This window comes from Bradyrhizobium sp. USDA 4451, assembly GCF_054822585.1.
The window spans coordinates 1,704,587-1,729,138 of sequence record NZ_JBTRCH010000001.1; the positions used below are offsets into that span (position 1 = coordinate 1,704,587).

Here is a 24,552-nt window from a genome sequence, read left to right on the forward strand (position 1 = left end):
CGTTTTCTTCACGCGAACCGGTATCCACTTCGCTCGAAAACGCTCTAAGCTACACCGCAGCCGCGTTCAGCTGCATCCGCCAATGCTGCACGCGTTCTTTGAGCAGCGCATCGCGCACATAGCCGAGCTCCTCGTCCTCGATCCGCTCCAGCGTGTCGAGCGTGAGATTGTCCGCGCCATGCGCCGCCCAGGCGCGCTGCAGCTCGGCATTCCGATGACCGCCGATTCGCAGCGTGAACCAGATCCGGTTCTGGATTTTTTGCAGATCGAGCGTTTGCCCCACCCAGACCTCGCCGGTCGCGCGGCAGCGGATCGCGAACACGCCGGCCATGCTCGCACGCTTCTTGTAGTCGGCGATGGCCTGCTTGCGGTGCTCGGTCTTCATGGCCGCTCCTGTCGATTCGACACGCCATTTATACCCGGGCATTATTGACACCGCAATAATACCCGGATATAAATGGCGACATCGAAACCGGAGCCGCCGGCCATGACTGCGATTCTACCGGCCGACCTGGTACGGCCCGCCCTTTTCCAGCGCCCGCGCATAGGCCGGGCGGGCGTGGATGCGTTCAAGGAATGCGACGCACCGGGGATGGCCGTCCTCGAGCCCGCCGCGCGCGGCGGCCGCTTCGAGCGGAAAGCTCATCTGGATGTCGGCGCCGGAGAATTCGTGGCCGGCGAACCACTCGCTCTTGCCGAGCTCGCCTTCCCAATAGGCCATGTGCTGCTTGAGCTGCGGATTGACCAGCGTCGACAGCGCCGTGTTGGACACCTTGCGCACCAAGGGCCGCAGCAGCGCCGGCGCGCGCTTCGGCATCAGAGTGAACAACAGCTTGAGGAGCAGCGGGGTCATCGCCGAGCCCTCGGCATAGTGCAGCCAATAGGTGTAGCGCAGCCGCTCCGGCGTATCGGGCCGGCGGGATCAGGCGGCCCTTGCCGTAGCTCGCGATGATGTATTCGAGGATCGCGCCGGATTCCGCGATGGTGTTGCCGTTGTCGGTGACGACGGGCGACTTGCCGAGCGGATGGATCGCGCGCAGCTCCTTCGGCGCCCGCATGTCCGGCTGCCGCTGGTAGCGCACGATTTCGTAGGGCACGCCCAATTCCTCGAGCAGCCACAGCACGCGCTGCGAGCGGGAATTGTTGAGGTGATGAACCGTCAGCATGGGCGTCCTCTCGGGTGTCAGCGCAGTCGGGCCGCGCTTGGTGCCAGCCTGACACAGGAAAGTCGAGATGAATGCGCCCGCATGACCCCAAATTACCCGGGCAATATGTCGCGCAACCGAAGAGATCAGTTATGAACCCAGCCTATGTCGCCTTCGAAAACGAGCACTGCATCGCAGCCGGCGACCTCAGCGACGTTGCCCGCGCCGCCAAGCAGTTAATCGACCGGCGCAAGGACGCCGCGATCCTGGTGTTCAACGGCCGCACCTCGGCGCTGGTCGACATCGACTACCGGGGCTCGGTCGACGACGTGTTGGCCCGGCTGCCGAAGCTCGCGCCGCCGCCCAGCGAGGAGCCGGCGGCGCCGGCCGCGCCGCGCGGCCCGGGACGTCCCAAGCTTGGCGTCGTCGCGCGCGAGATCACGCTGCTGCCGCGGCACTGGGACTGGCTCGCGCAGCAGAAGGGCGGCGCCTCGGTTGCGATCCGCAAATTGATCGACGAGGCCCGGCGCTCGAGCGGCGACAAGGACCGCACGCGCGCAGCACAGGATGCCTCCTATCGCTTCATGACCACGATGGCCGGCAACCGGCCGAACTACGAAGAGGCGATCCGCGCCCTGTTCGCGCATGACCGGCGTCGCTTTGCGACGCTGATCGCGGACTGGCCGGCCGACATCCGCGATCACGCGATCAGGCTCGCCCATAGCGATCAAGCGGACTAGCCCGCTCTCGCGCGACATGGTGGCCGCGCGGGTCGTGATTCGACCTGCGCGCCGTCCTGGCAACTCAGATCTGGAAGTTCAACGTGTCCAAGCCCCCGTCCCTGCGCAAAGCCTTCCTGTCGTTCCTGGCGCCGATGCTGCTCAGCAACGTGCTGCAGTCGCTGTTCGGCACCATCAACGGCATCTATCTCGGCCAGATGATCGGCGTCGACGCGCTCGCGGCGGCGTCGGTGTTCTTCCCGGTGATGTTCTTCTTCATCTCCTTCGTGATCGGGCTGAGCGCCGGCGCCTCGGTCATGATCGGCCAGGCCTGGGGCGCCGGCGAGCCCGACCGCGTGAAGGCGGTCGCCGGCACCACCATGACCGTGACGCTGCTGCTGGCGCTGGCGATCGCGATATCAGGCGGCCTGTTCACCCGTCCGCTGCTGATCGCGCTGGCGACGCCGCCTGACGTCCTCGACGCCGCGGTGTCCTATGCGCGGATCATGATGATCGCGATGCCGGTGACGTTCGCATTCCTGCTGCTCACCGCGATGATGCGCGGCGTCGGCGACACCGTGACGCCGCTGGTGGCGTTGACGGTCTCGACCATCGTCGGCCTCGTCGTCACGCCGGCGTTGATCCACGGCTGGCTCGGCCTGCCCAGGCTCGGCGTCGCCAGCGCGGCGGTCGCCTCCGCGGTTTCGGGCGTGGTCACGCTGCTGTGGTTGCATGTCCATATGCTCAGGCACAAGCATGCGCTCGCCTTCGACGCCGCATTCCTGCGCGCGATGCGGCCGAACGGCGGCCTGCTGCGCATCGTGCTGCGGCTCGGCATTCCCACGGCGATCGGCATGGTTGTGGTCTCGCTCGCCGAATTGGTGCTGCTCGGCCTCGTCAACGGCTTCGGCTCCGACGCCACCGCGGCCTATGGCGCGGTCAACCAGGTGATCGGCTATGTGCAGTTTCCGGCAATCTCGATCGCGATATCGGTCTCGATCTTCGGCGCGCAGGCGATCGGCCGCGGCGAGCCCGCCCGGGTCGGCGCGATCGTCAGAACCGGCATCGAGATGAATCTCGCGCTGACCGGCGGACTCGTCCTGCTCGGCTATCTCTTTGCACGGCCGCTGATGGGCTTCTTCATCGTCGACGGCGCGGTGCTCGCACTGGCGCAGCAGCTTTTGTACATCGTGCTCTGGAGCATGGTGCTGTTCGGCATGGCGACCGTGTTCTCGGGCGCGATGCGCGCCGGCGGCACGGTGTGGATGCCGCTATTCATCTCGATCCTGGCCATCGCGCTGGTCGAGGTGCCGGTCGCGATCCTGCTCAGCCGCACCATCGGCATCAGCGGCATCTGGATCGCCTATCCCGCCACCTTCGCAACCATGTTCGTGCTGCAGATGGCCTATTACGCCCTGGTATGGCGCAAGCAGACCATCGAGCGGCTGATTTGACATCGCTCGCCGCGGCTCACATGATGAGTATCATATTCTCCGGACGACGCCTGCCGCAGCAGGCTCATCCTGGAGAAATGCCCAACAAGCCGAGGGAGAAACCGCCGTGAGCCAGAAACCGCAATTCCTGTTCGATTTCGGCAGCCCCAACGCCTTCCTCAGCCATGAGGCGATCCCCGCGATCGAACAGCGCACCGGCGTCAAGTTCGAATATGTCCCGGTCCTGCTCGGCGGCATCTTCAAGGCCACCAACAACAAGTCGCCGGCCGAGACGCTGGCGGGCGTCAAGAACAAGCCCGAGTTCATGAAGATCGAGACCGAGCGCTTCCTCAAGCGGTTTGGCGTCAAGCCCTACACCTGGAACCCGTTCTTTCCGGTCAACACACTGAACCTGATGCGTGCGGCGGTCGCGGCCCAGTTCGAGGGCGTGTTCGAGAAGTATGTCGAGGCCGCCTTCCATCACATGTGGGTCGAACCGAAGAAGATGGACGACCCGGAAGTCGCCGGCAAAGCGCTGGCGTCCTCCGGCCTCGATGCGGCAAAGCTGTTCGCCCGGGCGCAGGACGCCGACGTGAAGGGCAAGCTGATCGAATACACCCAATCCGCCGTCGAGCGTGGCGCGTTCGGCTCGCCGACCTTCTTCGTCGGCAAGGAGATCTTCTTCGGCAAGGAGCAGCTGCGCGAGGTCGAGGAAATGATCAAGGGAGCGAATGGCGAATAGCCAGTAGCGAATGGTGCGCCGGCATCTATATCTATTCGCTACTCCCCATTCGCTATTCGCCCGCGGGCAGCGAACAACAAAGAAGGACAAATTCCCATGCGCGTTCTCGTGGTCGGCGCCGGTGCGATCGGCGGTTATTTCGGCGGCCGGATGCTTCAGGCCGGCCGTGACGTCACCTTCCTGGTGCGCCCCCGCCGCGCCTCCGAGCTCGCCTCGGCCGGGCTTGTGATCAAAAGCCCGAACGGCGACGTCACGCTGACCAATCCGCCGACCGTGCAGGCCGACAAGCTCTCGGACAAGTTCGACGTCGTGCTGTTGAGCTGCAAGGCGTTCGATCTCGATGACGCGATCAAGTCGTTTGCGCCAGCGGTCGGCGACAACACCGCGATCATCCCGCTGCTCAACGGCATGCTGCATCTCGATGCGCTCGACAAGGCATTCGGCGCCCGGCATGTGCTCGGCGGCCTCTGCGCCATCGCGGCGACGCTGAACGAGAAACGCGAGGTGGTGCAATTGCAGCCGATGCAGTCGCTGGGCTTCGGCGAACGCGCCGGCGGCACCTCGGACCGGGTGCGCGCGATTGCCGAGACGTTCTCCGCGATCAACGGTGCCAACGCCAGCGAGCACGTGATGCAGGACATGTGGGATAAGTGGGTGTTCCTGGCGTCGCTCGCCGCCTCCACCAGCCTGATGCGGACCTCGGTCGGCAACATCCTGGCCGCGCCCGGTGGCAAGGAATTCCTGCTCGGCATCCTCGACGAATGCAGCGCGATCGCCGCCGACGCCGGCCATGAGCCGGGCGGTCCGTTCTTCCAGCGCACCCGTGGGCTGCTCACCACCGAGGGCTCGCCGATGACCGCATCGATGTTCCGCGACATCAAGGCGGGGCTTCCGGTCGAAGCCGACCACGTGATCGGCGACCTGATCGTGCGCGCCGACGCCGCCAAGATCCCGGTGCCGAAGCTGCGCACGGCGTATACGCATCTCAAGGCGTATGAGAAGCAGCGGAGCGCTTAAGTCCTGTAGCCCGGATGAAGCGAAGCGAAATCCGGGTACGGTCGTTCAACTGAGACAGCGGCCCCGGATTGCGCTTCGCTGCATCCGGGCTACGCACGTCCCCGTCGTTGCCGCTACAAATGCGCCAGGTAATGCGCGAGCGCGGTGATCTCTTCATCGCTCAGCGGATAGGCCACGTCGGCCATCACGGCTTGCGCACCGCCGGAGCGTTGTCCGGACTTGTAGTCGTGCAGCGCCTTGACGAGATATTCCTCGCGCTGGCCGGCGATGCGGGCGACCGCCTTGGTACCGGCAAAGGTATCGCCGTGACATGAGGCGCAGCGGCGGCCGGCGGCGGCCTGCTTGCCCTTCTCGGACAAGTCCGGATTGTCGTCCTTGCCGCCCTTGGGCGGCGTCAGCGAGGCGAAATAGGCGCCGAGATTGCGGATGTCCTCATTGCTGAGCTGCTCGACGATCGGCTGCATCTGCTCGTTCTTGCGCGCGCCGGCGCGGAAGAACACCAGCTGCCATTGAATATACTGGTCGAGCTGGCCGGCCAGCGAGGGAATGTTCTCGGTCTGCGAGATGCCGTTGTCGCCGTGGCAGCCGGCGCACATCTCAGCCTTCTCCTTGACGGCGGCATTGTCCGCGGCTTGGGCGGACGACGCCAGCAGGATGGCCGCTGACAGAATTCCAAGCGACGCATGACGCATTGTCAGTTTCTCCGGCTGTCATTGCCGGGCGCCTGTCCTCGACCCGATCGAGGATGCTCCGACAATCCATCTGGTTTGAAAGGGTTTTTGTTTGGATGGCTGCCCGAATCAAGTCCGGGCATGACGGCTGGTTCCGTCATCTGATCGCAAGCGAGGCTGCGATTGCCTCATCGGCCACCGCAGCCCCGCATTGGCTCGACCGTTACTTCTTGTTGTAGCTGATGCGATAGATCGCACCGGCCCAATCGTCGGCGACGAGGATGGAGCCGTCCTTGTCGAGCAGGATATCGGCGGGACGGCCGAGATATCCCTGGTCACCCTCGATCCAGCCGGAGGCGAAGATCTCCTGCTTGGCATTCTTGCCATCGGGGCTCGCAGTGATCTTCACGATGCGGCCACCCTGGTACTTGTGCCGGTTCCAGGAGCCGTGCTCGGCGATCAGGATCGCGTTCTTGTAATCGGCCGGGAATTGGCTGCCGGTATAGAACTTCATGCCGAGCGGAGCCACGTGTGCACCGAGATTGTACACCGGCGGGGTGAACTCCGAGCACTTGTGACCCATCGCGAACTTGGTGTCTGGCAAATTGCCCTGGTGGCAATAGGGATAGCCGAAGTGCTCGCCGATCTTCGAGATCATGTTGAGCTTGTCGCTCGGCAGATCGTCGCTGATCCAGTCGCGGGCATTTTCGGTGAACCAGTACTTGCCGGTGCGCGGATCGACGTCGCCACCGACCGAGTTGCGCACGCCAAGCGCCCAGATCTCCGCATTGCCGGTCTTCGGATCGACACGGCGGATCTGCGACACCGAGGTCGGCGGGATGCCGATGTTGAAGGGCGGTCCGAACGGAATGTAGAACCAGCCGTCCTTGTCGACGGCGATGTATTTCCAGCCATGCGCCGCGTAGGACGGCATGTCGTCATACACCACCTTGCCGCTGCCGAGATTGTCGAGATTGGCTTCGGCATTGTCGTACTTGATCAGCTTGTCGACCGCGATGACGTAGAGTGCGCCGTCCTTGAAGGCGAGTCCCGTCGGCATGTTGAGGCCCTTGAGGATGGTCTTGACCTCTTTCTTGCCGTTGTTGTCCTTGATCGCATAGACATTGCCGAGGCCGAACGAGCCGACGAACAGCGTGCCCTTGTCGCCCCAGGCCATCTGGCGCGCCGCGAGCACGTTCGAGGCATAGACCTCGATCTTGAAGCCCGGCGGCAGCTTGATCTTCTTCATCATGCTGGCGAGTTCGGCGTCGGAGGCGCCGGTCGGCGGACCGGAGGGCGGGGCAAGGCCCTTCTGCGCCTCGGTCTCATCGCCGAGGAACCAATCGTCCGGCGGATGGGTCCAGAATTCCTTGGTGCCCGATTCGTACTTCTTCAGCGCACGGTTCTTGTCTGTTTGTTGCTGCGCACCGGCGAAGGTGGTCCCCGCCAGCAGCGCTATCGCCGCGAACGCAAGTATTGATCGATTGAAAGCGGACTTCATCGCGTCACTCCCCTACGCAAGCCGTTGCAGCTTGCCTGTTATTGATTTTGAACGCCCTGAGAGATGATGGTGGCGGTCTGTGAGGTAGGTCAGACGGCAAAATGGTAGCACATCCATCGACGCTGAAAAGCGCATGCCGCGGTGTGCGCTGCGTCAAAACAAGGTGAGACGAAAATTGAGACGAAATTTTCCCGCGCGCCCTGCCTGATAACAAGGCATTCTGCACCGCAACGTAATATCCGAATGAAGCTAACGCTCGCGATCGCCGCTAACGTGATGAAAGCCGCGCCAGGCCGAGCGCTTGCGCCTTGGCCGTCGGCAGCGGCCTAAACAATACGCTGCGCCCTTGTCCGCTGGAGATCGCCGCGACTTTGAAGCCGTCATCGGCGGCGATGATGTCGCCGGTCCGCAGCGTCATGTCGTCCTCGATCGGAATCGGCGACAGGCCGGTGGATGCGCTGGCGCTGCACGCGCATTGCGGCACGATCTCGCGCTGGAATCGGAATGCATTGGCGAGCTCCTTGTAGGTGTCGCCCGCTTCCGTCCTGGCGCTGTCGATATCGGAGCCGGAATACAGCTTCACCTCGGCGGCGGGACAGGCCGCCTCGCATGCCCTGAGATCCGCCGCCTCGCTGACGCGCGGCAGCGGGAAGAACCGGCCGTCGCAGGTCCGGACGCAGAACTGCTGTCGACCGCCCCAGTGCGACCGCGTCGTGATGTAGACCCGGGGCCGCGGCCGCCGTTCGGGCTCGAAGTCAGGCGCCGGCGTAAAGCCGGGCATGGCGGGAAAACTGGGTGCGGGCGTATATGCCGAATCGCTCGGCAACATCTGTGCCGGGGCCGGCGCGCATATCCAATTGCCGGCGAGCACGGCCAGCGCTGCAACAGATGCGCGCGCCACGCGGCGGTTCAACCCGGGATCTGGCGTCCAATTGATCGACATCATTCACTTGCGTGCCGCATCGAAGGACGAGCGGCAGCCATTCCGACACCGACACAACCACAGATTTCTTTCAGTTTTGAGAATGCACCGTTCGGTCATTGACGAAAGCCGGAACGGCCGTCGCCGGCCGCGGCATCTTGACCCCGAGACCGCGGCAATCACCAGAACCGCCGAGCAGCAAAAAGCCCGCACCAATGGGCGGGCCTTCATCAGACTGTCAGCTCGGTCAGCGAGATATTTTGGAGCGGGCGAAGGGGCTCGAACCCTCGACCCCGACCTTGGCAAGGTCGTGCTCTACCACTGAGCTACACCCGCATCCGAAATGGCGGCGATCGCTCGCCGGCAACGGCAGACCTATGCCAAAAGCCGTCTGTGAATGCAACACAAGAGCGCGGTCCGAACCTCACGAAATCGTCCGGTTTCCCTAAAAATTGACCCCAAATCGGCCGAAACCGACCGTGGCGACGATTTCTTTTTATGTTTCGGTCAGAACCGGCCCCAAAGCCATCTCATCGCGGAGCGATTCGAGCCGGCTCCCGACCGGCCAGCAGGCGCCAGGTCGCCGCGGCAAGCGGCGGCGTTCGATTTGGGCCGGGTCGTCAGGCTCACCCGATCGCCGATGGAACGGGACGGGCGGCAAGCGATTGAATTTTGTCTTCCGACCGCCATTTAGCCTGACAGAACGGCTGAACGTGCCGACCGGAGCGTGCTAGAACGCCCCGGATTTCCGACCTCAGAAGCAGGCGAGGACAACGTGACGATAATGGAGCAGGGCGGCCCCACGCCCCAGGCAGCGCCCGATCTGATCAAGGAGACGACGACCCAGACCTTCGTCAAGGACGTCATCGAGGAATCGCGCCGCCAGCCGGTGATGATCGACTTCTGGGCGCCGTGGTGCGGGCCCTGCCGTCAGCTGACGCCGATCCTGGAAAAGGCGGTCAAGAACGCCAAGGGCCGGGTCAAGCTGGTCAAGATGAACATCGACGAGCATCCGCAGATCCCCGGCCAGATGGGCATCCAGTCGATCCCGGCCGTAATCGCCTTCGTCAACGGTCAGCCGGCCGATGGCTTCATGGGCGCGGTGCCGGAGAGCCAGGTCAACGCCTTCATCGAGAAGATCACCAAGGGTGTGCCCGCCGCCGGCGAGCCCAATCTCACCGAGATCCTGGCCGAGGCCGAGGCCGTGCTGGCCGAGGGCGACGCCGCCCAGGCCGCACAGATCTATGCCGAGGTGCTGGCGCACGACGCCACCAACATCGCCGCACTCGCCGGCCTCGCCAAATGCTACATGACGACCGGTGCGGTCGAGCAGGCCAAGCAGACGCTGGCGATGGTTCCGGAAACCAAGCGCAACGATGCCGCGGTGAAGGCGGTGCAGGCCGCGATCGATCTCGCCGAACAGGCGCAGTCGGTCGGTCCGATCGCCGAGCTGGAACAGAAAGTCGCCGCAAACCCGCTCGATCATCAGGCCCGTTTCGATCTTGCGACCGCGCTCAATGCGATGAACAGGCGCACGGAAGCGACCGAGCAACTGCTCGCCATCGTCAAGCGCGACCGCAAGTGGAACGACGACGGCGCGCGCAAGCAGCTGGTGCAGTTCTTCGAGGCGTGGGGCGGCACCGATGAGGCAACCGTCGAGGGGCGCCGGCGATTGTCGACGATCCTGTTCTCGTAAAGCACGCCCGTCACAGCAGCGGGACCGCAGATGCCGATCAATGCCGAATATCGCGGGCCCGGCGAGCTCCCGGAGATCATCCCGGTGTTCCCGCTGCCCGGTGCGCTGCTGTTGCCGCGCGGCCAGATGCCGCTCAACATCTTCGAGCCGCGCTATCTGGCGATGGTCGACGACGCGCTGCGCGACGGCCATCGCCTGATCGGCATGATCCAGCCCGATGTGGCGCATTCGCAGAAAGAGGCCAAGCCGGTGCTGTTCCGCATCGGCTGCGTCGGCCGCATCACCCAGCTCGCCGAATCCGGCGACGGCCGCTACATCCTCGAACTGACCGGCGTCGCACGCTTCAAGGTGGTCGAGGAATTGAACGTGCAGACGCCGTATCGGCAGTGCAAGGTCGACTTCTTCTCGTTCGCCGGCGACTTCACCGCGCGCAAGGGCGAGGACGCGGTCGACCGCAAGGCACTGCTCGAGGTGCTCGCCGATTTCCTGGAGGCCAACAATCTGAAGGTCGATTGGGAAGGCATCGAATCCGCGCCCAACGAGGCGCTGGTCAACGCGCTGGCGATGATGTCGCCCTATGGCCCGGCCGAGAAGCAGGCGATGCTCGAAGCCCCCGACCTGAAGACCCGCGCCGAGATTCTGATCGCGGTCACCGAGATGGACCTCGCCAAGAAGCGCACCTCCGGCGACCCGCCGGTGCAGTAAATCAAACGTATGTTGTTTGGATCGGTTCGGCCCGCGATCACCCACCTCTCCCCGTCGGGGAGAGGTCAGATTTGCGCAGCAAATCGGGTGAGGAGCCGCGTTAACCCTCACCCGGCGCTGCGCGCCGACCTCTCCCAAGGGAGAGGTGAACTTCCGTTGCCGCGTCAGCTTAAGCGCGATTGCGCAGCTGCTTGCGTCCGGTGAACATCGCGCGCACCAAATTCTGCCGTTGTAATAGCCCCACCACGATCACGCCGAGCAGGTGCAGGCCAACAAGGATGATGACCGCATCCGAGGCATAGGCGTGGGTGTCCTCGACCCACCAGACCCCGAAGAAGGTCACTGTAACTTCCATTGCGCCGGTGATCGCGGATACCGCGAGCGTGAGCAGCAGCGCCACCAGCATCACGGTGCCCGCGGGATTGAGCCCGATATAGCGCCCGGTGACGCCGCGCCGGAGATTCCAGATGTAGCGTGGCGCCGCGCGCAGGCGAACGATGAGCTTGCCGAAACGCGCATAGCGCGTGCCGGCAAAGCCCCAGACCAGGCGAAACGCCAGCAGGCCGATCACGGCATAGCCCGCCAGCCGGTGCAGCCGGTCATGGACGTTGGGCGTCACCCACGCGACCAGAACGAGGATGGCGAGCGCCCAGTGCCAGAGCCGCAGCGGCAGGTCCCAGACCTGCACATGGGTCGCGCCGCGGGCGCCCGGCGCCGCCTCCGTCATCGCACTGGCTTCACTTCGCGATGGTGTGCTTCAGGCTGAGATCCTCCGGGCTGTAGAACAGCTCGTAGAGCTTGCCTTGCTTGACGCCGTACACTTCGTAGCAGGAGCCCTCGACCTTCGAGCGGCGCACCTCATATCCGGCCTCCTTGGCCTTGGCTTCGGCATCGGTTGCCGGCTTCCACGACGCCTTGTCGAGCTTGGTGCAGGTCTTGTAGCCGTCGGCGAACGCCGCCGATCCGGTCAGCCCAACAACGCCCCCAAGCACACCGGCTGCCAGTGCAGCGCTCAAAATCGTTCGCACGCGCAATCTCCCCTCCGTTGACGATGATGCCCACGACGTCGTCGCGCAGGGCACATCCGTGAACAATGCTGAGGCGATTGCCAAGTCAAGCAAGCGCGGCAGAGACCAGCTTTAGAGAAATTCTAACGATGGCGAAAACCGCTTTGCGATGCATGCGCAATTTGGCTTTGGCCGCGCGCTGCGGCCTAAAGCCTCATCCGCGCGTTTTCGAGCGACGTGGACACCGGTTCGCGTGAAGAAAACGCGCCAAAGCAAAAATCTGGAGCCTCGTTCCGGTTCAATTGGGAAGGAAAGGCTCTGGCCCGCGCGAGCCATCGGTCAGGACGCGGCGCCCGCCATGGCGCGACGAACCGCGGGGCGTTCGGCTGCAGCCTGGGCCCGCCCACCGATCATCTGCGCGACCTTCTCGCTCTGCACCGGCGGGCTGAAGTGGAAGCCCTGCACTTCCACGCAGGCATCGGCGCGCAGGATGTCGAGCTGCTCCCTGGTTTCGACGCCCTCGGCCGTCGTCGTCTTGCCGAGGCTGACCGCGAAGCGAACGATCGCGCGCGCGATCCGGCGCGACTCGTCGGTTGCGCTTGAGAGTTCGGAAACGAAGCTGCGGTCGATCTTGACCTTGTCGAACGGAAACTTCTGCAAAAAGCTCAGCGACGAATAGCCGGTGCCGAAATCGTCGAGCGCAATCCGCACCCCGAGATCGTGCAGCTGGCTGAGCGCCGCGAACACCGCTTCGGCGTCCTGGATGATGGCGGTTTCGGTGACTTCGAGCTCGAGCCGGTCGGGCGATATTCCCGCGCTCGCCAGCGCGTGGACGATCACCGGCACCAGCTCCGGGCTCCTGAACTGCACCGGCGACAGATTGATCGCGATCTTGAGATGGTCGGGCCATTTGGCGGCTTCCGCGCACGCGGTGCGCAGCACCCATTCGCCGAGCGGCACGATCAGGCCGGTCTCTTCCGCCAGCGGAATGAACTGCACCGGCGACACCATGCCGCGCTGCGGATGATGCCAGCGCAACAGCGCCTCGAAGCCGCAGGTCTCCCCGCTGGCGACATGGATGAACGGCTGATAGTGCAACTCGAACTCGCCGTTGGCGAGCGCACTGCGCATGTCGCGCTCGAGGCTGCGCCGGGCCTGCAGCAGCCGATCGAGCTCCGGCTCGAAGAAGCGGAACGAGCCGCGCCCGCCGCTCTTGGCCGAATAGAGCGCAAGGTCGGCGCTGCGCAGCACCTCGTCCGAATCGGTGCCGTCGCGCGGCGCGATCGCAATCCCGATGCTGGTGGTGGTGGTCACCCGATGATGGCCGAGATCGATCGGCTCGCTGAGCGCCTTTTTGATCTTCTCGGCGAGCAGGCCCGCTTCCGTAACCGGATCGGTGACATAGTCGATGACGGCGAACTCGTCGCCGCCGAGCCGCGCGACCAGCGTGGTTTCGGCAACGCACCTGCGCAGCCGTCCGGCCACCAGTTTGAGCAGCGCGTCGCCTGCCGGATGCCCGAGCGTGTCATTGACTTCCTTGAAGCGATCGAGATCGAGCATCAGCACCGCAAGACTCGGTCCGCCGCACCGCGCGCCGGACAGCGCCTGCTCCATCCACTCCCTGAGCAGCACGCGGTTCGGCAGATCGGTCAGCGCGTCATGTTGCGCCATATGGGTGATCTTGGCCTCGGAGCGCCGCTGCTCGGTGACGTCGCGATGCGTCGCCACCCAGCCACCGCCGGGCATCGGCTGCCGCGTCACGCAGATCAGGCGGCCGTCGGCAAGCTCGTCGACCCGGCTGCTGATCTCGTCGGCCGGCAGTGCATTCAATGTCGCGAGCACCTGCGTCGCGGCACGGTCGCTGGTCTCGCCCTTGAGAATGCCGTTGGCGATCCGATGCGTGATGATCGCGCGATGCGCGGTGCCGGGCAGCAGCAGTTCGGGCGGCAGCCGGTACATCTTGGCATAGCGCTCGTTGCACACCACGAGGCGTTTCTCCGCATCGAACATGCAGAGGCCCTCGCCCATGTGGTTGATCGCCGTATCCAGCCGCAGCCGTTGTTCCTCCAGCTCCTTCTGCGACGCCTCGACCTGCTGGCGTGCCAGCGACAACTGGCTGATGATCTCCTCGAAGCGGCGGGTGCGAAGCGCGAGGCGCCGGTCCGCGAGCACGCCGACCAGGCTCATCCCAAGCACCGAGAGCGCGACGCCGGCGATCACGATGGCGAGGAAGGCAGGCGAGAGCGACAGCGCCGCCGGCGCCTGCAGCGGGTCCGGAACGATCCCGACCGCGCCCATCGCGGTGAAATGATGCGACACGATCGCAAGCGTCAGCAGCAGCGCCGCGACCAGCGTCATCCAGCGATCCTGATGGCGGACCGCGACCCCCAGCGCAGCGTAGCCGAACAACATGCCGAGCACGATGGATGCCGCCACGAGGTCAAGCGACCAGACCACGTGGCCCGGCACTTCCAGCGCCCACATTCCGAGATAGTGCATGCTGGCAATGCCGGCACCGATCACCGCGCCGCCGACCGGTGCGCGCCATGGACTGGTATCGCTGGCGGCGAGGCCGAGGCCGCCGGACGTCAGCGTCATCGCCGCGGCGAGCGAGAGCGCCGTCAGGACGATGCCGTAGCCGGTCGGCACGCCCGGCTCGTAGGCCAGCATGGCGATGAAATGCGTTGCCCAGATGCCGTAGCCGATCGCAGCGCCCGCGATCGCGATCCAGATCAGCCGCGTCCGCGCTTGCGACGCGATCGCGCGGTGGAAGATGTTGACGGCAACGATGCTGGCGACGAAGCACACCAGCCCGGCGAGCAGAACGAGCCGCCAGTCATGCTCACCTGAAAGACACGTCAAAACACGAAACATGCATCGGTCCATGGTTGTCCGCGCGGACAAGCTAGGCCGATTGAATTGTCTTCTCGATAATTTTCTGCAACTTTCAGTGGCATGGTTATCCGCGCGTAAGCCGATTCCGCACGGAAATTGATGGCTCCATAAATTTCGCACACGGCTGCAAATGCACGTCTGCAGGCATTGAGGGCAGCGCGCGCTAGTAGCCGGCGGCGGCAAGCGCGACCACCGCGCTCATCGCCATCCAGCCGACATGGCGGAAGCGGGTCGCGATTGCATTTGCGAGTGCGGCGAAGCCGAACACAACGGCGAGCGTCGCCACGATCCAGTGCCGTGCGGCATCGGAGGCCATCGCGGGCGCGGCGATCAGCAGCACGCCGCCGCCGATCCAGGCGACGGTGCCGGCCTGGTAGACCAGACGAAGCAGCAGGCGCAGCCGCGGCGGCTCAACGGTGGCGCGCGCGAAGATCTTGATCTCGCCAAGGACTCCATGGATCAGGCTGACCAGGATGGCGATGACACCGGCGCCTTGCAGCAGAAGATCACGCATCGCGAAGGTCTCCATACAGCACTGTATGGATGAGACACCGGACGCTGGCGCCTGTCAATACACTTGTGTATGGTCCTCGTCGGACCGGGAACCATGACGGAACAGCTTTCAGCCAAGGATTGGCTCGATCAGGGCCTGAAGACGCTGGCGCGGCGCGGCTTCACGGCGCTGAAGGCCGAGCCGTTGGCCAAGGCGATGGGCGTCTCGCGCGGCAGCTTCTACTGGCATTTCGCCGACATCGGCGCCTACCGGGCGGCGATCCTCACTTATTGGCGCGAGGTCGCTGCCGAACAGGTGATCGCCGAGCTCGAGACCATCCCGGAAGGCGGCGATGCGCTGGCACTGCTGCTGCGCCGGAGCTTCTCGGCGCGGCTGGCGCTGGAGCGCGCGGTGCGCAGCTGGGCCACCGCCGATGCCGCAGCACGCGCCGCCGTGCTCGCGGTCGACCAGCGCCGGATCGGCTATATCGAGACCCTGCTGCGGCAGGCCGGATTCCCCGACGAGGCGGCACGCGGCCGCGCAGAGATCCTCTATTGGGCGTTCATCGGCTACGCGGTGTCCGAGCAGACGCTGCCGAAAGCACGGCAGCAGGCCGCAATCGACCAGCTGTTGCGCATCGCCAGGCGCTGACAGCGCGCGCCGGGATGTGCTACAGGACGGCGAGCCGGAGACCACAATGAATTCGACGACTGACCATCTCGAGAGCACCGCCGACCCAAAACTGCTCGAAATCCTGGTGTGCCCGATCACCAAGGGGCCGCTGGAGTTCGATGCCGCGCGGCAGGAGCTGATCTCGCGCTCCGCCAAGCTCGCCTATCCGATCCGCGACGGCATCCCGATCATGCTGCCTGAAGAGGCCCGCAAGATCGACTAGGTGTGCTGAATGCGAAGTTCGTGCGATCTCGCGGCAGCCACTTTCACGAACTTCGCATTCATAAAGCACACTAGAATCATAAGTCTGCTAGTGTCCTTATCGAATCTGAAGTTCGCTCCGAAGGTGCGGCAAATGATGCGAACTTCAGATTCGGGACGCTAGAGCATGATCCGGAAAAGTGTGAAGCGGTTTTCCAAAAAGCTCATGCTCCAGTAAGAGGACTGCATGCGCGCCCTCGTCACATGGCTGCTGCTGCTCGTCGCGCTGACGAGTGCGGCAGCCGACGAGAGCAGGCTGCGCGTCGGCCCGATCGATGCGGTGCTGACGGTCCCGCCGGATGTCGCAAGGCCGCCGGTGGCGCTCTTGATCGCCGGCTCCGGCTCGACCGATCATGACGGCAACGGGCCGCAGCTCAAGCCGGCAACGTTGAAGAAACTCTCCGAGCAACTGGTCGCGCGCGGCATCGCGACGCTGCGCTACGACAAGCGCGGCGCCGGCGAGTGGAAGAAGGAGTTCGGCCGACCCGAGGATTTTCGCTTCAAGGACTTCGTCGGCGATGCCGCGGCGCTGATCGACTATCTGCGCGGCAGCGGTCGGTTCGCGCATGTCGCGGTGGTCGGACACAGCGAGGGCGGCCTGGTCGCGATCCTCGCCGCGCAGCGCGTGCCGGTCGACCGGCTGGTGCTGCTCGCAACGGCGGCGCGCAAGCAGGGCGACCTGCTGAAGGCGCAGCTCGAGAAGCAGCTGCCGCCGGACAGATTCGCGCCGATCGGAAAAGCCATCGACGATATCATGGCCGGGCAGATCGTCGACCCGCCGCCGGCCGGGCTTGCGATCTCGCCGGCGCTGCAGCCCGCCATCGCATCGGCTTTTACCGAGGATCCGATCGAGCCGATGCGCAAGATCACCGGGCCGACGCTGATCATCGCAGGCGGCCGCGACCATCAGCTGGCGCGGCTCGACTTCCTCGCGCTCACCACCGCCGACATCGCCGCCAAATCCTTGTGGCTGCCGGACATGAATCACGTGTTGGTCGACGTCACCGACGCAGCGGATGATGTGGCGAGCTACAATGAGCCGGAACGGCCGCTCGACCCCGACCTGATCGACGCAGTCGCTACTTTCATTGCACCGAAGTGAGACGATGCGCGCATCCGTAGCCGGGATGGAGCGCAGCGCAATCCGGGACGGTTCATCCGCGGAAAATTCCCCGGATTTCGCTTCGCTGCATCCGGGCTACAGCGTCGAGCAAGCGCTACAGCGCCTCGCCCTTCAACAGCCGCGGCACCTCGCCTGACAGTCCCGCCGCCTGGCGGATGAACATGCTCTTCAGCGGCGGTGTCCGATCGACCAGGCCCAGCCCGATATCGCGCACGGTGCGCAGCAAGGTCGATTCATTGGAGAACAGGAAGTTCAGCGAGTTGGTCGCAACGCCCATCGCCATGGTGTCGAAGCGCCGCCAGCGCTGGTAGCGCTCGAGCACGTCGGCCTGACCGAGATCCATGCCGAGCCGCGCCGCGTCAACCACGACCTCGGCCAACGCGGCAACATCCTTCAGGCCCATGTTGAGGCCCTGCCCCGCGATCGGATGGATCACATGTGCGGCGTCGCCGATCAGCGCGAGGCGTTCGGCGATGAACGAGCGCGCGACGAAATAGCCGAGCGGGAAAGCGCGCGGCTTGTCGAGCGCCTTGATCTCGCCGAGATGCAAACCAAAACGCTGCTCGAGCTCGGCGTGGAATTCCTCTTCGCTCAGTGCCGTGATGCGCGCGGCATCCTTGCGCGTCTCGGTCCACACCAGCGACGAGCGGTTGCCGGTCAGCGGCAGGATCGCGAACGGGCCGGCGGGCAGGAAATGCTCCTCGGCGCGGCCATGATGCTCGCGCTCGTGCCCGACGGTGACCACGATGCCGGATTGGTCATAGTCCCAGCCATGGGTCGCAATGCCGGCGTGCTCGCGCAGCTTCGAGCGAGCGCCGTCGGCGGCGACCAGGAGGCTCGCATCGATCACGCCCCCATCGGCAAACGTGACGCTGACGCCGTCGGGCCGCGAGGCGAAGCTCGACACCGCAGTCGCGCGCAGCTCGACGCCCTCGGCCTCGGCACGCGCAGCCAGCGCATCGATCAGATAGCGGTTCTCGACCATATGGGCGAACGGCTCGCCGGGCTCGACATTGCCGGCGAAGGTCAGGAACACCGGGCGCGTCGCGTCCTCCAGCTTGGAGTCGGTCACCACCATGTCGGATATCGGCTGCGCGGTCGGCGCGACCTGGCCCCAGACCCCGAGGGTCTCGAACAGCCGCCGGCAGGCCGCCACGATGGCGGTGGCGCGCGGATCGCGGCTTGGACGCTGGCTCAGCGCCGGATCGGCCACGATGACCGGGACGTCCGGCCCGAGCCCCTGGCGCAGCGCCACCGCCAGCGCCAGCCCCGCAAACGCGCCCCCGCAGATCACGATACTTCGTTGTGCCGGCATGCCTTTTCCTTACGCGCCCGACGCCATCAGACTGTGCTTGCTACCTGATAATAGCTGGGCGAAACAGGGGGCAGAAACAAGCCCGATCGTCATTCCGGGGCTCGCGAAGCGAGAACCCGAAATCCATCAAGCCGCATCTTCGTGGACGAATGGATTCCGGGCTCTCGCTTCGCGAGCCCCGGAATGACGGATAGAGAGCATCACCGATGTCCAAAAGCCTGATCGACCTGCTGTCCATCCTCGATCTCGAGCAGCTCGAAGTGAATCTGTTCCGCGGCAACAGTCCGAAGACGAGCTGGCAGCGCGTGTTCGGCGGCCAGGTGATCGGCCAGGCCATGGTCGCGGCCTGCCGCACCGTCGAGGGGCGGCTGCCGCACTCGATCCATTGCTATTTCATCCTGCCCGGCGACCCGCAGATCCCGATCATCTACCAGGTCGAGCGGCTGCGCGACGGCAAGAGCTACTCGACCCGCCGCGTCACCGCGATCCAGCACGGCAACGCGATCTTCTCCATCATGGTCTCTTTCCATGCCGATGAAGCGACCAACTTCAATCATCAGGAGAAGATGCCCGACGTGCCGCCGCCGGAGAAGCTGACCGCGGAGGAAGTGTCGAAGCAGCCGATGTTCAAGGAGATGCCGGAGTTCATCCGCCGCTACTACGAGAGCGACCGGCCGATCGAGCTGCGCCCGGTCGAGCTCGGCCGCTATTTCGGCCAGCAGATCGACGACGGCCGCATCCATGTCTGGATCCGCACCGCGGCGAAATTGCCCGACGATCCGGCGCTGCATCTGTGCGCGCTGGCCTATGCCTCGGATTTCTCGCTGCTCGATGCTGTCATGGCGCGCTACGGCCGCACGCTGTTCGACAAGCGCATGATGCCGGCGAGCCTCGATCACGCGATGTGGTTTCACCGCCCCTTCCGCGCCGACGAATGGCTGCTCTACGCGCAGGATTCGCCGAGCGCACAGTCAGGCCGCGGCCTGACCCGTGGCCTGATCTTCAAGCCCGACGGCACGCTGGTGGCATCCGTCGCGCAAGAGGGGTCGGTGCGCGAACGCAAATAGCAATCGCGTCCCGCCGCGTCGCCGGCGCGCTCAGTCGCGCCCGGTCTCGCGCGGCAGCAGCGCGATCCTGAAGCCGCTGTATTTCTTTTCCAGCGCCATCCGCAGGCAGACGATCGACCAGATCAGGCCGACAACGGCGCCAGCCAGGCCGGTTGTGGATTGCAGCAGGGGTTTCGGCGCGCCGAGCACACCCATCACAAGGCCGATGACGAAGCCAATCGCCGCGCCGATCAGGACCGATCCGAGCAGCGACCGCCAGATAAACAGCCAGTAGATCCTCAGCAATCTCCCGAGCGTGATGTCCAGCTCCTGGATATGTCCAGCCGCCAACGCTTGACGCTGCGGAGCGCCGCCGGTGGCCAATGATGGACCGAACCCCGCCTCACCTTGAGCGAAGGAATTCACCGGCTGCTGCGCGTTGGTCAGGAGACCGGGAACGTCGCCGGCTTTGGCCCAGCCCGCCATGCCTTCGCTCCAGACCAGCGTATCCGCGGTCACCTTTCGCCTGGCGATGAGGTCGCGAAACTCGGCATCTGAGCACGGACCGTTTTGCTGGCCGTCGGATCCATAGAACCAGGACCTGTCAAACATGTCGGAGCCTCGAGGCGGGACGCTATGGCGGGACATCACCTAAGGAAAGCGGTGGGAGAAAGTCGGCGTTGCGCGAGCGCTTCCGGCTTCAATGAGGTGGCGGCCCCTCTCCCTGCGACGTGAAGGGAGAGGGAGCGCCGCAGGAGCTTACACGTTGGCGACGGCACCGCGCTCGGTCAGCGCGAATTGCGAGATGAACCAGTTGGCGTACCAGCGCAGCACCCACGGAATCGGGATCAGGAAGGCGAAGCCGACCGTGAACACGATGGTTCGCCACAGCACCTCGAGCCCCGTCGCATTGAAGCTGACCTCTCGGCGCGTGCCGTCGATGTTGCGGCAGATCCAGCGCATCCATGCGGTCATCACCCAGGCCCAGCCGATGATGGTGATGGTCGAGATCACGATCGCGACGTACCAGCCGACATAGGCAAGCGGGCTGCCCGTGAACGAGATCGGCAGATCCTGGCCGCGCGAGGAGAGATGGCCGATGATCCAGCGGACGATCATCCAGCTCAGGAAGCCCTGCAGCAGCAGCGACAGCAGCGTGACGATATTGCTGTTGGCCGCACCGGCATAGGTCAGCAGGCCGAGCACGATGAAGGCGTACCAGATGTCGAGCGGCTGCCCGGTGAAGGCGAGATGCGGCCGGCCCGGCACGCGGATATAGGGAATCGCAAAACGATACAGCCCGGTCGCGGTCCACGGCGCGGGGATGACGAAGATCTGGCCGATGAACATCAGCAGGCTGCGGCCGAACAGGCCCCAGATCGGGAAGTCGGCCGACAGCGCCCCGCCGCTATAGTCTCCGGATGCGGTCACCTGGGACGCCGCCACCTGCGGCGGTCCGCCGGCTTGCGGGAATGCCGGCGGTGCGGCGACGGCGGCGCTCGGGACGAGGCCCGGAATCTCCCCGGCCTTCTGCCAGCCGGCCATGCCCTCGGTCCACACCAGGGTATCGGCCCCCACCATGCCACGGGTGATCAGGTCGCGGAGCTGGGCTTCAGGCAGGGGGCCCTTTTGCTGGCCTTCGGATGCATAAAACCAGTTTCGGTTGGACATTATCTTGGTTCCTCGGGGGCGCGCGCACGCACACGCGGTAGCAAAGCAAGCCAGCGGGGGGCGCCGGCCGGGCGGGAAAGCCACATTGTGGCGGACGGTTGTCGTCCCGTACAGTGACGGAGTTCACCCGTTGCGTACGTTTTCCGCTTCAACCTGCAACTTTTTTATGCCATTTGCCCAGAAAGCTGCCAGATTTGGCGGGCGCGAATGCCGGGACGGCAAATTGCCGCGCCGGGGACAGGCGCACACGGAAAACCTCAAGGGAACGAAGGCCTGAACCATGAAACTCGTCGTCGCGATCATCAAACCGTTCAAGCTCGATGAGGTGCGCCAGGCGCTGACCGCGATCGGCGTCCACGGCATGACGGTGACCGAGGTGAAGGGCTATGGCCGCCAGAAGGGCCACACCGAGATCTATCGCGGCGCCGAATATGTCGTGAACTTCCTGCCCAAGCTTCGGATCGAGATCGCGGTCGATTCCAGCCTCGCCGAACAGGCGGTCAGCGTCATCACCCAGCACGCCCGCACCGGCCAGATCGGCGACGGCAAGATCTTCGTGACGCCGATCGACCACGCCTTGCGCATCCGCACCGGCGAGACCGACAACGACGCGCTCTGAATTTCACCGCCGGCAACGATGCCGGCGCACGCCAGACATCCACACCAAGAAACGACCACACGCCGGGGAATGATGATGGGGGCACGGGCTCTTCGTGCAGCGATATCAGCTGCGCCGATCACTGCTGCAATGCTGCTCGCGTGGGCCACGCCGGCGTCAGCACAAGACTCTGCCAATTCCGGCATCAACGCCGCCGACACCGCCTGGATGATCGTCGCCACCGCGCTGGTGCTGATGATGACGATCCCGGGGCTCGCGCTGTTCTACTCCGGCATGGTGCGCAAGAAGAACGTGCTGGCGACGATGGCGCAGAGCCTCACGGCGGTCGCGATCATTTCGATTCTCTGGGTCGCGTTCGGCTATTCGCTGACCTTCGTCGGCAATGGCCCATGGCTCGGCTCGCTCGACAGCTGGTTCCTGGCGGGCATCACGATGGACAGCGTCAACCCGGCGGCGAAGACCATCCCGGAGGCGCTGTTCATGCTGTACCAGATGACGTTTGCGATCATCACGGTGGCGCTGGTCGCAGGCTCGGTCGCCGACCGCATGCGGTTCTCCGCCTATGTGCTGTTCTCGATCGGCTGGTTCATCTTCGCCTATGTGCCGCTGGCGCATTGGATGTGGGGCGGCGGCTTCCTCGCCCAGGCGGGCGTGCTGGATTTTGCCGGCGGCCTCGTCGTGCATCTCTCCGCCGGCATCAGCGGCCTGGTGGCGGCCAAGGTGATGGGCAACCGGCACGGCTATGGCCATGATAATCTGTCGCCGTTCGACCTGTCGCTCGCCGTGGTCGGCACCGGCCTGCTCTGGGTCGGCTGGTTCGGCTTCAATGGCGGCTCGGCACTGGCGGCCAATTCGCGCGCGGTGTTGGCGATCACCGCGACCCATCTCGCGGCCTGCGCCGGCGCGCTGACCTGGGGCGCGATCGAATGGGCAACGCGGCGCAAGCCGTCGGTGCTCGGCATGATCTCGGGTGCGGTCGCAGGGCTCGGCACCATCACCCCGGCATCCGGTTTCGTGGCGCCGTGGCACGGCATCATCATCGGCATCATCGCCGGTCTGGTCTGCTTCTGGGCCTGCACCTGGCTGAAGCATCGCTTCCAGTATGACGATTCGCTCGACGTGTTCGGCGTCCACGGCATCGGCGGCCTGACCGGCACGCTGCTCGCCGGCATTTTCGCCACCGCGGCGATCGGCGGCACTTCCGGCCTGCTCGAAGGCAACCCGCAGCAGCTGCTGATCCAGCTCTACGGCGTCGCCGTCACGCTGGTCTGGTGCGGCGGCGTCACCTTCGCGCTGCTCAAGCTGGTCTCTGCCTTCGTCCCGCTGCGGGTGTCGATGCAGCAGGAGCTCGAAGGTCTCGACATCTCGCAGCATGGCGAGGCGTTGCAGTAGCAGCCCAGCTCGGCTCATGGGGCGCCGCGATGGCAAACTCGCAAAACAACCCCATGCAAAGGACCCGCGCGGCGCGACGGCACGCGGATAGTTCGGGGCTTGCGCAACACATAAGTGTATGCTTATGTGTCGGCATGATCGAAGCTGACATCTTCAAGGCGCTGGCCGATCCGACCCGACGCAAGGTCTTCGAGAAGCTGGCCGGCGGCAGCCTGAACGCCAGCGCCTTGCGCGACGGATTGGAGATCAGCCAGCCGGCGATGTCGCAGCATCTTGCGGTGCTGCGCGCGGCCGGGCTGGTGCGCGAGCAGCGGCAGGGCCGCTTCGTGAACTACGAGGTCGACCCGGACGGCATCGCCAGCATCGGGACCTGGCTGGCGCGCTACCGCGCCTATTGGCCGAAGCGCATCGAAGCGCTCGCCGACCTGCTGAAGGACATGGATCAATGAGCGACGCAGTGAAGCCTGATCACGCCGACGCAGCTCTGGTGATGGAATACGAACTCGATGCGCCGCCCGAAAAGGTCTGGCGTGCCGTCACGATTCCGGCGCTACGCGAGCGCTGGCTGCCGGATTCCGATCTCGCCGGCGCCGAGCCTGAATCAACGATCACGGGCGAAGAGGTGCGTTACCGGCTGCGCGAGTCCGAGCCGCCGTTTCGCGAAAGCCATGTCACGTTCCGGATCGAGCCGAACGAGGCCGGCGGCACACGGTTTCGCATCATCCAGCAGGCCTGCGAGAGCAAACAGCCGCCCGCGGCCAACAGCAACAACCGCGCCCTGATGCGCGCGGCCTGATCCCAACTTCACCCGCTGAACGTCATCACCTGCAGACATGGAGGTCGCCGATGCGCGACATGATGCAACTCGTCCCCATGGTCGTCGAACAGTCGAGCCGCGGCGAACGCTCCTTCGACATCTATTCCAGGCTGCTGCGCGAGCGCATCATCTTCCTCAACGGCGAGGTCAATGATGCGATGTCCGGACTGGTCTGCGCCCAGTTGCTGTTCCTCGAGGCGGAGAACCCGCACAAGCCGATCAACCTCTACATCAACTCCTATGGCGGCGTGATCACCAGCGGGCTGGCGATGTACGACACCATGCAATTCATCAAGGCACCGGTGCATACGCTCTGCATGGGCACCGCGCGCTCGATGGGATCGTTCCTGCTGATGGCCGGCGAGCCCGGTCACCGCGCCGCGCTGCCCAACGCCAGCCTCCACGTGCATCAGCCGCTCGGCGGCTTCCAGGGCCAGGCCTCCGATATCCTGATCCACGCGACCGAGATGCAGGAGACCAAGCGGCGCATCACCCGGCTCTATGCGCAGCATTGCAAGCGCACCGAGGCGGACGTGGAGCGGACCCTGGACCGCGATCACTTCATGTCGGCGCAGCAGGCGCTCGAATGGGGGCTGATCGACAAGGTGTTTTCCGAACGCGACGCCGCCTAATCCCCCGGCAGCACCTTATTTAAATACCTGCGCCTGCACCGCTGCTGGGCAGAATTGT

26 protein-coding genes, 1 tRNA gene and 1 pseudogene are annotated in these 24,552 nt (G+C 64.9%); 15 read left to right on the forward strand and 13 right to left on the reverse strand.

The features are described from left to right. Nucleotides 1-49 precede the first annotated feature (49 nt). Together ACVMB0_RS07820 and ACVMB0_RS07825 are read right to left on the reverse strand one after the other, a co-directional pair. Nucleotides 50-385: a GIY-YIG nuclease family protein gene (locus ACVMB0_RS07820; protein ID WP_456797011.1), complete on the reverse strand. Its 336-nt coding sequence runs from the start codon at nt 383-385 to the stop codon at nt 50-52. Between the two features lie 114 nt (nt 386-499). Then, nucleotides 500-1,166 (reverse strand): annotated as a pseudogene (locus tag ACVMB0_RS07825) (glutathione S-transferase family protein). A gap of 131 nt (nt 1,167-1,297) precedes the next feature. On the opposite strand from ACVMB0_RS07825, the gene ACVMB0_RS07830 reads away from it, so the two are divergent. The 4 genes from ACVMB0_RS07830 to panE all read left to right on the forward strand — a co-directional run bounded on the left by ACVMB0_RS07830 (nt 1,298) and on the right by panE (nt 5,056). Further along, nucleotides 1,298-1,885: a DUF2239 family protein gene (locus ACVMB0_RS07830; protein ID WP_456797009.1), complete on the forward strand. Its 588-nt coding sequence runs from the start codon at nt 1,298-1,300 to the stop codon at nt 1,883-1,885. A 134-nt stretch (nt 1,886-2,019) separates the two neighbouring features. Further along, entirely contained in the window at nt 2,020-3,318 is a 1,299-nt protein-coding gene (locus ACVMB0_RS07835; RefSeq protein WP_456798936.1) for an MATE family efflux transporter, read from the forward strand. A gap of 106 nt (nt 3,319-3,424) precedes the next feature. Beyond that, complete coding sequence (locus ACVMB0_RS07840) at nt 3,425-4,039, forward strand: DsbA family protein (RefSeq protein WP_461345845.1); 615 nt, start codon at nt 3,425-3,427, stop codon at nt 4,037-4,039. Between the two features lie 96 nt (nt 4,040-4,135). Next, nucleotides 4,136-5,056 carry a 2-dehydropantoate 2-reductase gene (gene panE / locus ACVMB0_RS07845; protein ID WP_461345846.1) on the forward strand — a complete coding sequence of 307 codons (921 nt, stop codon included), beginning with the start codon at nt 4,136-4,138 and terminating at the stop codon, nt 5,054-5,056. 113 nt (nt 5,057-5,169) lie between these two features. On the opposite strand, the gene ACVMB0_RS07850 is transcribed toward panE, so the two are convergent. The 4 genes from ACVMB0_RS07850 to ACVMB0_RS07865 form a co-directional block, all read right to left on the reverse strand. Continuing rightward, the gene (locus tag ACVMB0_RS07850; protein ID WP_461345847.1) at nt 5,170-5,748 is read right to left on the reverse strand and encodes a c-type cytochrome; all 579 of its coding nucleotides are present in this window, start codon (nt 5,746-5,748) and stop codon (nt 5,170-5,172) included. 202 nt (nt 5,749-5,950) lie between these two features. Further along, nucleotides 5,951-7,228 (reverse strand): PQQ-dependent sugar dehydrogenase, encoded by a 1,278-nt coding sequence (locus ACVMB0_RS07855; RefSeq protein ID WP_461345848.1) that lies wholly within the window; start codon nt 7,226-7,228, stop codon nt 5,951-5,953. 268 nt (nt 7,229-7,496) lie between these two features. Further along, nucleotides 7,497-8,009, reverse strand: coding sequence for a DUF2865 domain-containing protein (locus tag ACVMB0_RS07860; RefSeq protein ID WP_461345849.1), 513 nt, complete (start codon nt 8,007-8,009; stop codon nt 7,497-7,499). Between the two features lie 402 nt (nt 8,010-8,411). Continuing rightward, nucleotides 8,412-8,486, reverse strand: a tRNA-Gly gene (locus ACVMB0_RS07865). Between the two features lie 439 nt (nt 8,487-8,925). On the opposite strand from ACVMB0_RS07865, the gene trxA reads away from it, so the two are divergent. Together trxA and ACVMB0_RS07875 are read left to right on the forward strand one after the other, a co-directional pair. Beyond that, entirely contained in the window at nt 8,926-9,846 is a 921-nt protein-coding gene (gene trxA / locus ACVMB0_RS07870) for a thioredoxin (RefSeq protein ID WP_461345850.1), read from the forward strand. A 30-nt stretch (nt 9,847-9,876) separates the two neighbouring features. After that, nucleotides 9,877-10,551, forward strand: a complete 675-nt coding sequence (locus ACVMB0_RS07875) for an LON peptidase substrate-binding domain-containing protein (RefSeq protein ID WP_461345851.1) — start codon at nt 9,877-9,879, stop codon at nt 10,549-10,551. A 169-nt stretch (nt 10,552-10,720) separates the two neighbouring features. On the opposite strand, the gene ACVMB0_RS07880 is transcribed toward ACVMB0_RS07875, so the two are convergent. The 4 genes from ACVMB0_RS07880 to ACVMB0_RS07895 form a co-directional block, all read right to left on the reverse strand. Further along, entirely contained in the window at nt 10,721-11,278 is a 558-nt protein-coding gene (locus ACVMB0_RS07880) for a cytochrome b/b6 domain-containing protein (RefSeq protein WP_461345852.1), read from the reverse strand. A gap of 10 nt (nt 11,279-11,288) precedes the next feature. After that, complete coding sequence (locus tag ACVMB0_RS07885; protein WP_461349618.1) at nt 11,289-11,570, reverse strand: PepSY domain-containing protein; 282 nt, start codon at nt 11,568-11,570, stop codon at nt 11,289-11,291. Between the two features lie 327 nt (nt 11,571-11,897). Further along, the gene (locus tag ACVMB0_RS07890; RefSeq protein ID WP_456751381.1) at nt 11,898-14,432 is read right to left on the reverse strand and encodes a bifunctional diguanylate cyclase/phosphodiesterase; all 2,535 of its coding nucleotides are present in this window, start codon (nt 14,430-14,432) and stop codon (nt 11,898-11,900) included. 184 nt (nt 14,433-14,616) lie between these two features. After that, nucleotides 14,617-14,967, reverse strand: a complete 351-nt coding sequence (locus tag ACVMB0_RS07895) for a hypothetical protein (protein WP_461345853.1) — start codon at nt 14,965-14,967, stop codon at nt 14,617-14,619. A gap of 93 nt (nt 14,968-15,060) precedes the next feature. On the opposite strand from ACVMB0_RS07895, the gene ACVMB0_RS07900 reads away from it, so the two are divergent. From ACVMB0_RS07900 to ACVMB0_RS07910, 3 genes are all read left to right on the forward strand, one after another. Beyond that, on the forward strand, nt 15,061-15,597 hold the full coding sequence (locus tag ACVMB0_RS07900; RefSeq protein ID WP_461345854.1) for a TetR/AcrR family transcriptional regulator: 537 nt from the start codon (nt 15,061-15,063) through the stop codon (nt 15,595-15,597). Between the two features lie 46 nt (nt 15,598-15,643). Beyond that, nucleotides 15,644-15,841: a Trm112 family protein gene (locus ACVMB0_RS07905; protein ID WP_018269337.1), complete on the forward strand. Its 198-nt coding sequence runs from the start codon at nt 15,644-15,646 to the stop codon at nt 15,839-15,841. A gap of 225 nt (nt 15,842-16,066) precedes the next feature. Further along, on the forward strand, nt 16,067-16,981 hold the full coding sequence (locus ACVMB0_RS07910; RefSeq protein WP_461345855.1) for an alpha/beta hydrolase family protein: 915 nt from the start codon (nt 16,067-16,069) through the stop codon (nt 16,979-16,981). A gap of 115 nt (nt 16,982-17,096) precedes the next feature. Here the strand turns inward: ACVMB0_RS07910 and ACVMB0_RS07915 are convergent, their stop codons facing one another. Continuing rightward, nucleotides 17,097-18,317: a ubiquinone biosynthesis hydroxylase gene (locus ACVMB0_RS07915; RefSeq protein ID WP_461345856.1), complete on the reverse strand. Its 1,221-nt coding sequence runs from the start codon at nt 18,315-18,317 to the stop codon at nt 17,097-17,099. Between the two features lie 206 nt (nt 18,318-18,523). On the opposite strand from ACVMB0_RS07915, the gene tesB reads away from it, so the two are divergent. Beyond that, nucleotides 18,524-19,384, forward strand: a complete 861-nt coding sequence (gene tesB, locus ACVMB0_RS07920) for an acyl-CoA thioesterase II (RefSeq protein ID WP_456797008.1) — start codon at nt 18,524-18,526, stop codon at nt 19,382-19,384. A 30-nt stretch (nt 19,385-19,414) separates the two neighbouring features. Here the strand turns inward: tesB and ACVMB0_RS07925 are convergent, their stop codons facing one another. Continuing rightward, complete coding sequence (locus tag ACVMB0_RS07925; protein WP_461345857.1) at nt 19,415-20,011, reverse strand: GYF domain-containing protein; 597 nt, start codon at nt 20,009-20,011, stop codon at nt 19,415-19,417. Between the two features lie 111 nt (nt 20,012-20,122). Next, nucleotides 20,123-21,034, reverse strand: coding sequence for a DUF4339 domain-containing protein (locus ACVMB0_RS07930; protein ID WP_456797006.1), 912 nt, complete (start codon nt 21,032-21,034; stop codon nt 20,123-20,125). A gap of 280 nt (nt 21,035-21,314) precedes the next feature. On the opposite strand from ACVMB0_RS07930, the gene ACVMB0_RS07935 reads away from it, so the two are divergent. The 5 genes from ACVMB0_RS07935 (at nt 21,315) to ACVMB0_RS07955 (ending at nt 24,494) form a co-directional block, all read left to right on the forward strand. Beyond that, the gene (locus ACVMB0_RS07935; RefSeq protein ID WP_021082522.1) at nt 21,315-21,653 is read left to right on the forward strand and encodes a P-II family nitrogen regulator; all 339 of its coding nucleotides are present in this window, start codon (nt 21,315-21,317) and stop codon (nt 21,651-21,653) included. Between the two features lie 75 nt (nt 21,654-21,728). After that, nucleotides 21,729-23,045: an ammonium transporter gene (locus ACVMB0_RS07940; RefSeq protein ID WP_461345858.1), complete on the forward strand. Its 1,317-nt coding sequence runs from the start codon at nt 21,729-21,731 to the stop codon at nt 23,043-23,045. A gap of 134 nt (nt 23,046-23,179) precedes the next feature. Further along, nucleotides 23,180-23,494: an ArsR/SmtB family transcription factor gene (locus tag ACVMB0_RS07945; RefSeq protein ID WP_212019742.1), complete on the forward strand. Its 315-nt coding sequence runs from the start codon at nt 23,180-23,182 to the stop codon at nt 23,492-23,494. Then, nucleotides 23,491-23,841, forward strand: a complete 351-nt coding sequence (locus ACVMB0_RS07950; RefSeq protein WP_461345859.1) for an SRPBCC family protein — start codon at nt 23,491-23,493, stop codon at nt 23,839-23,841. The genes ACVMB0_RS07945 and ACVMB0_RS07950 overlap by 4 nt, the downstream gene beginning before the upstream one ends. Before the next feature lie 50 nt (nt 23,842-23,891). Further along, nucleotides 23,892-24,494, forward strand: coding sequence for an ATP-dependent Clp protease proteolytic subunit (locus tag ACVMB0_RS07955; RefSeq protein ID WP_456751370.1), 603 nt, complete (start codon nt 23,892-23,894; stop codon nt 24,492-24,494). Nucleotides 24,495-24,552: the final 58 nt, after the last annotated feature.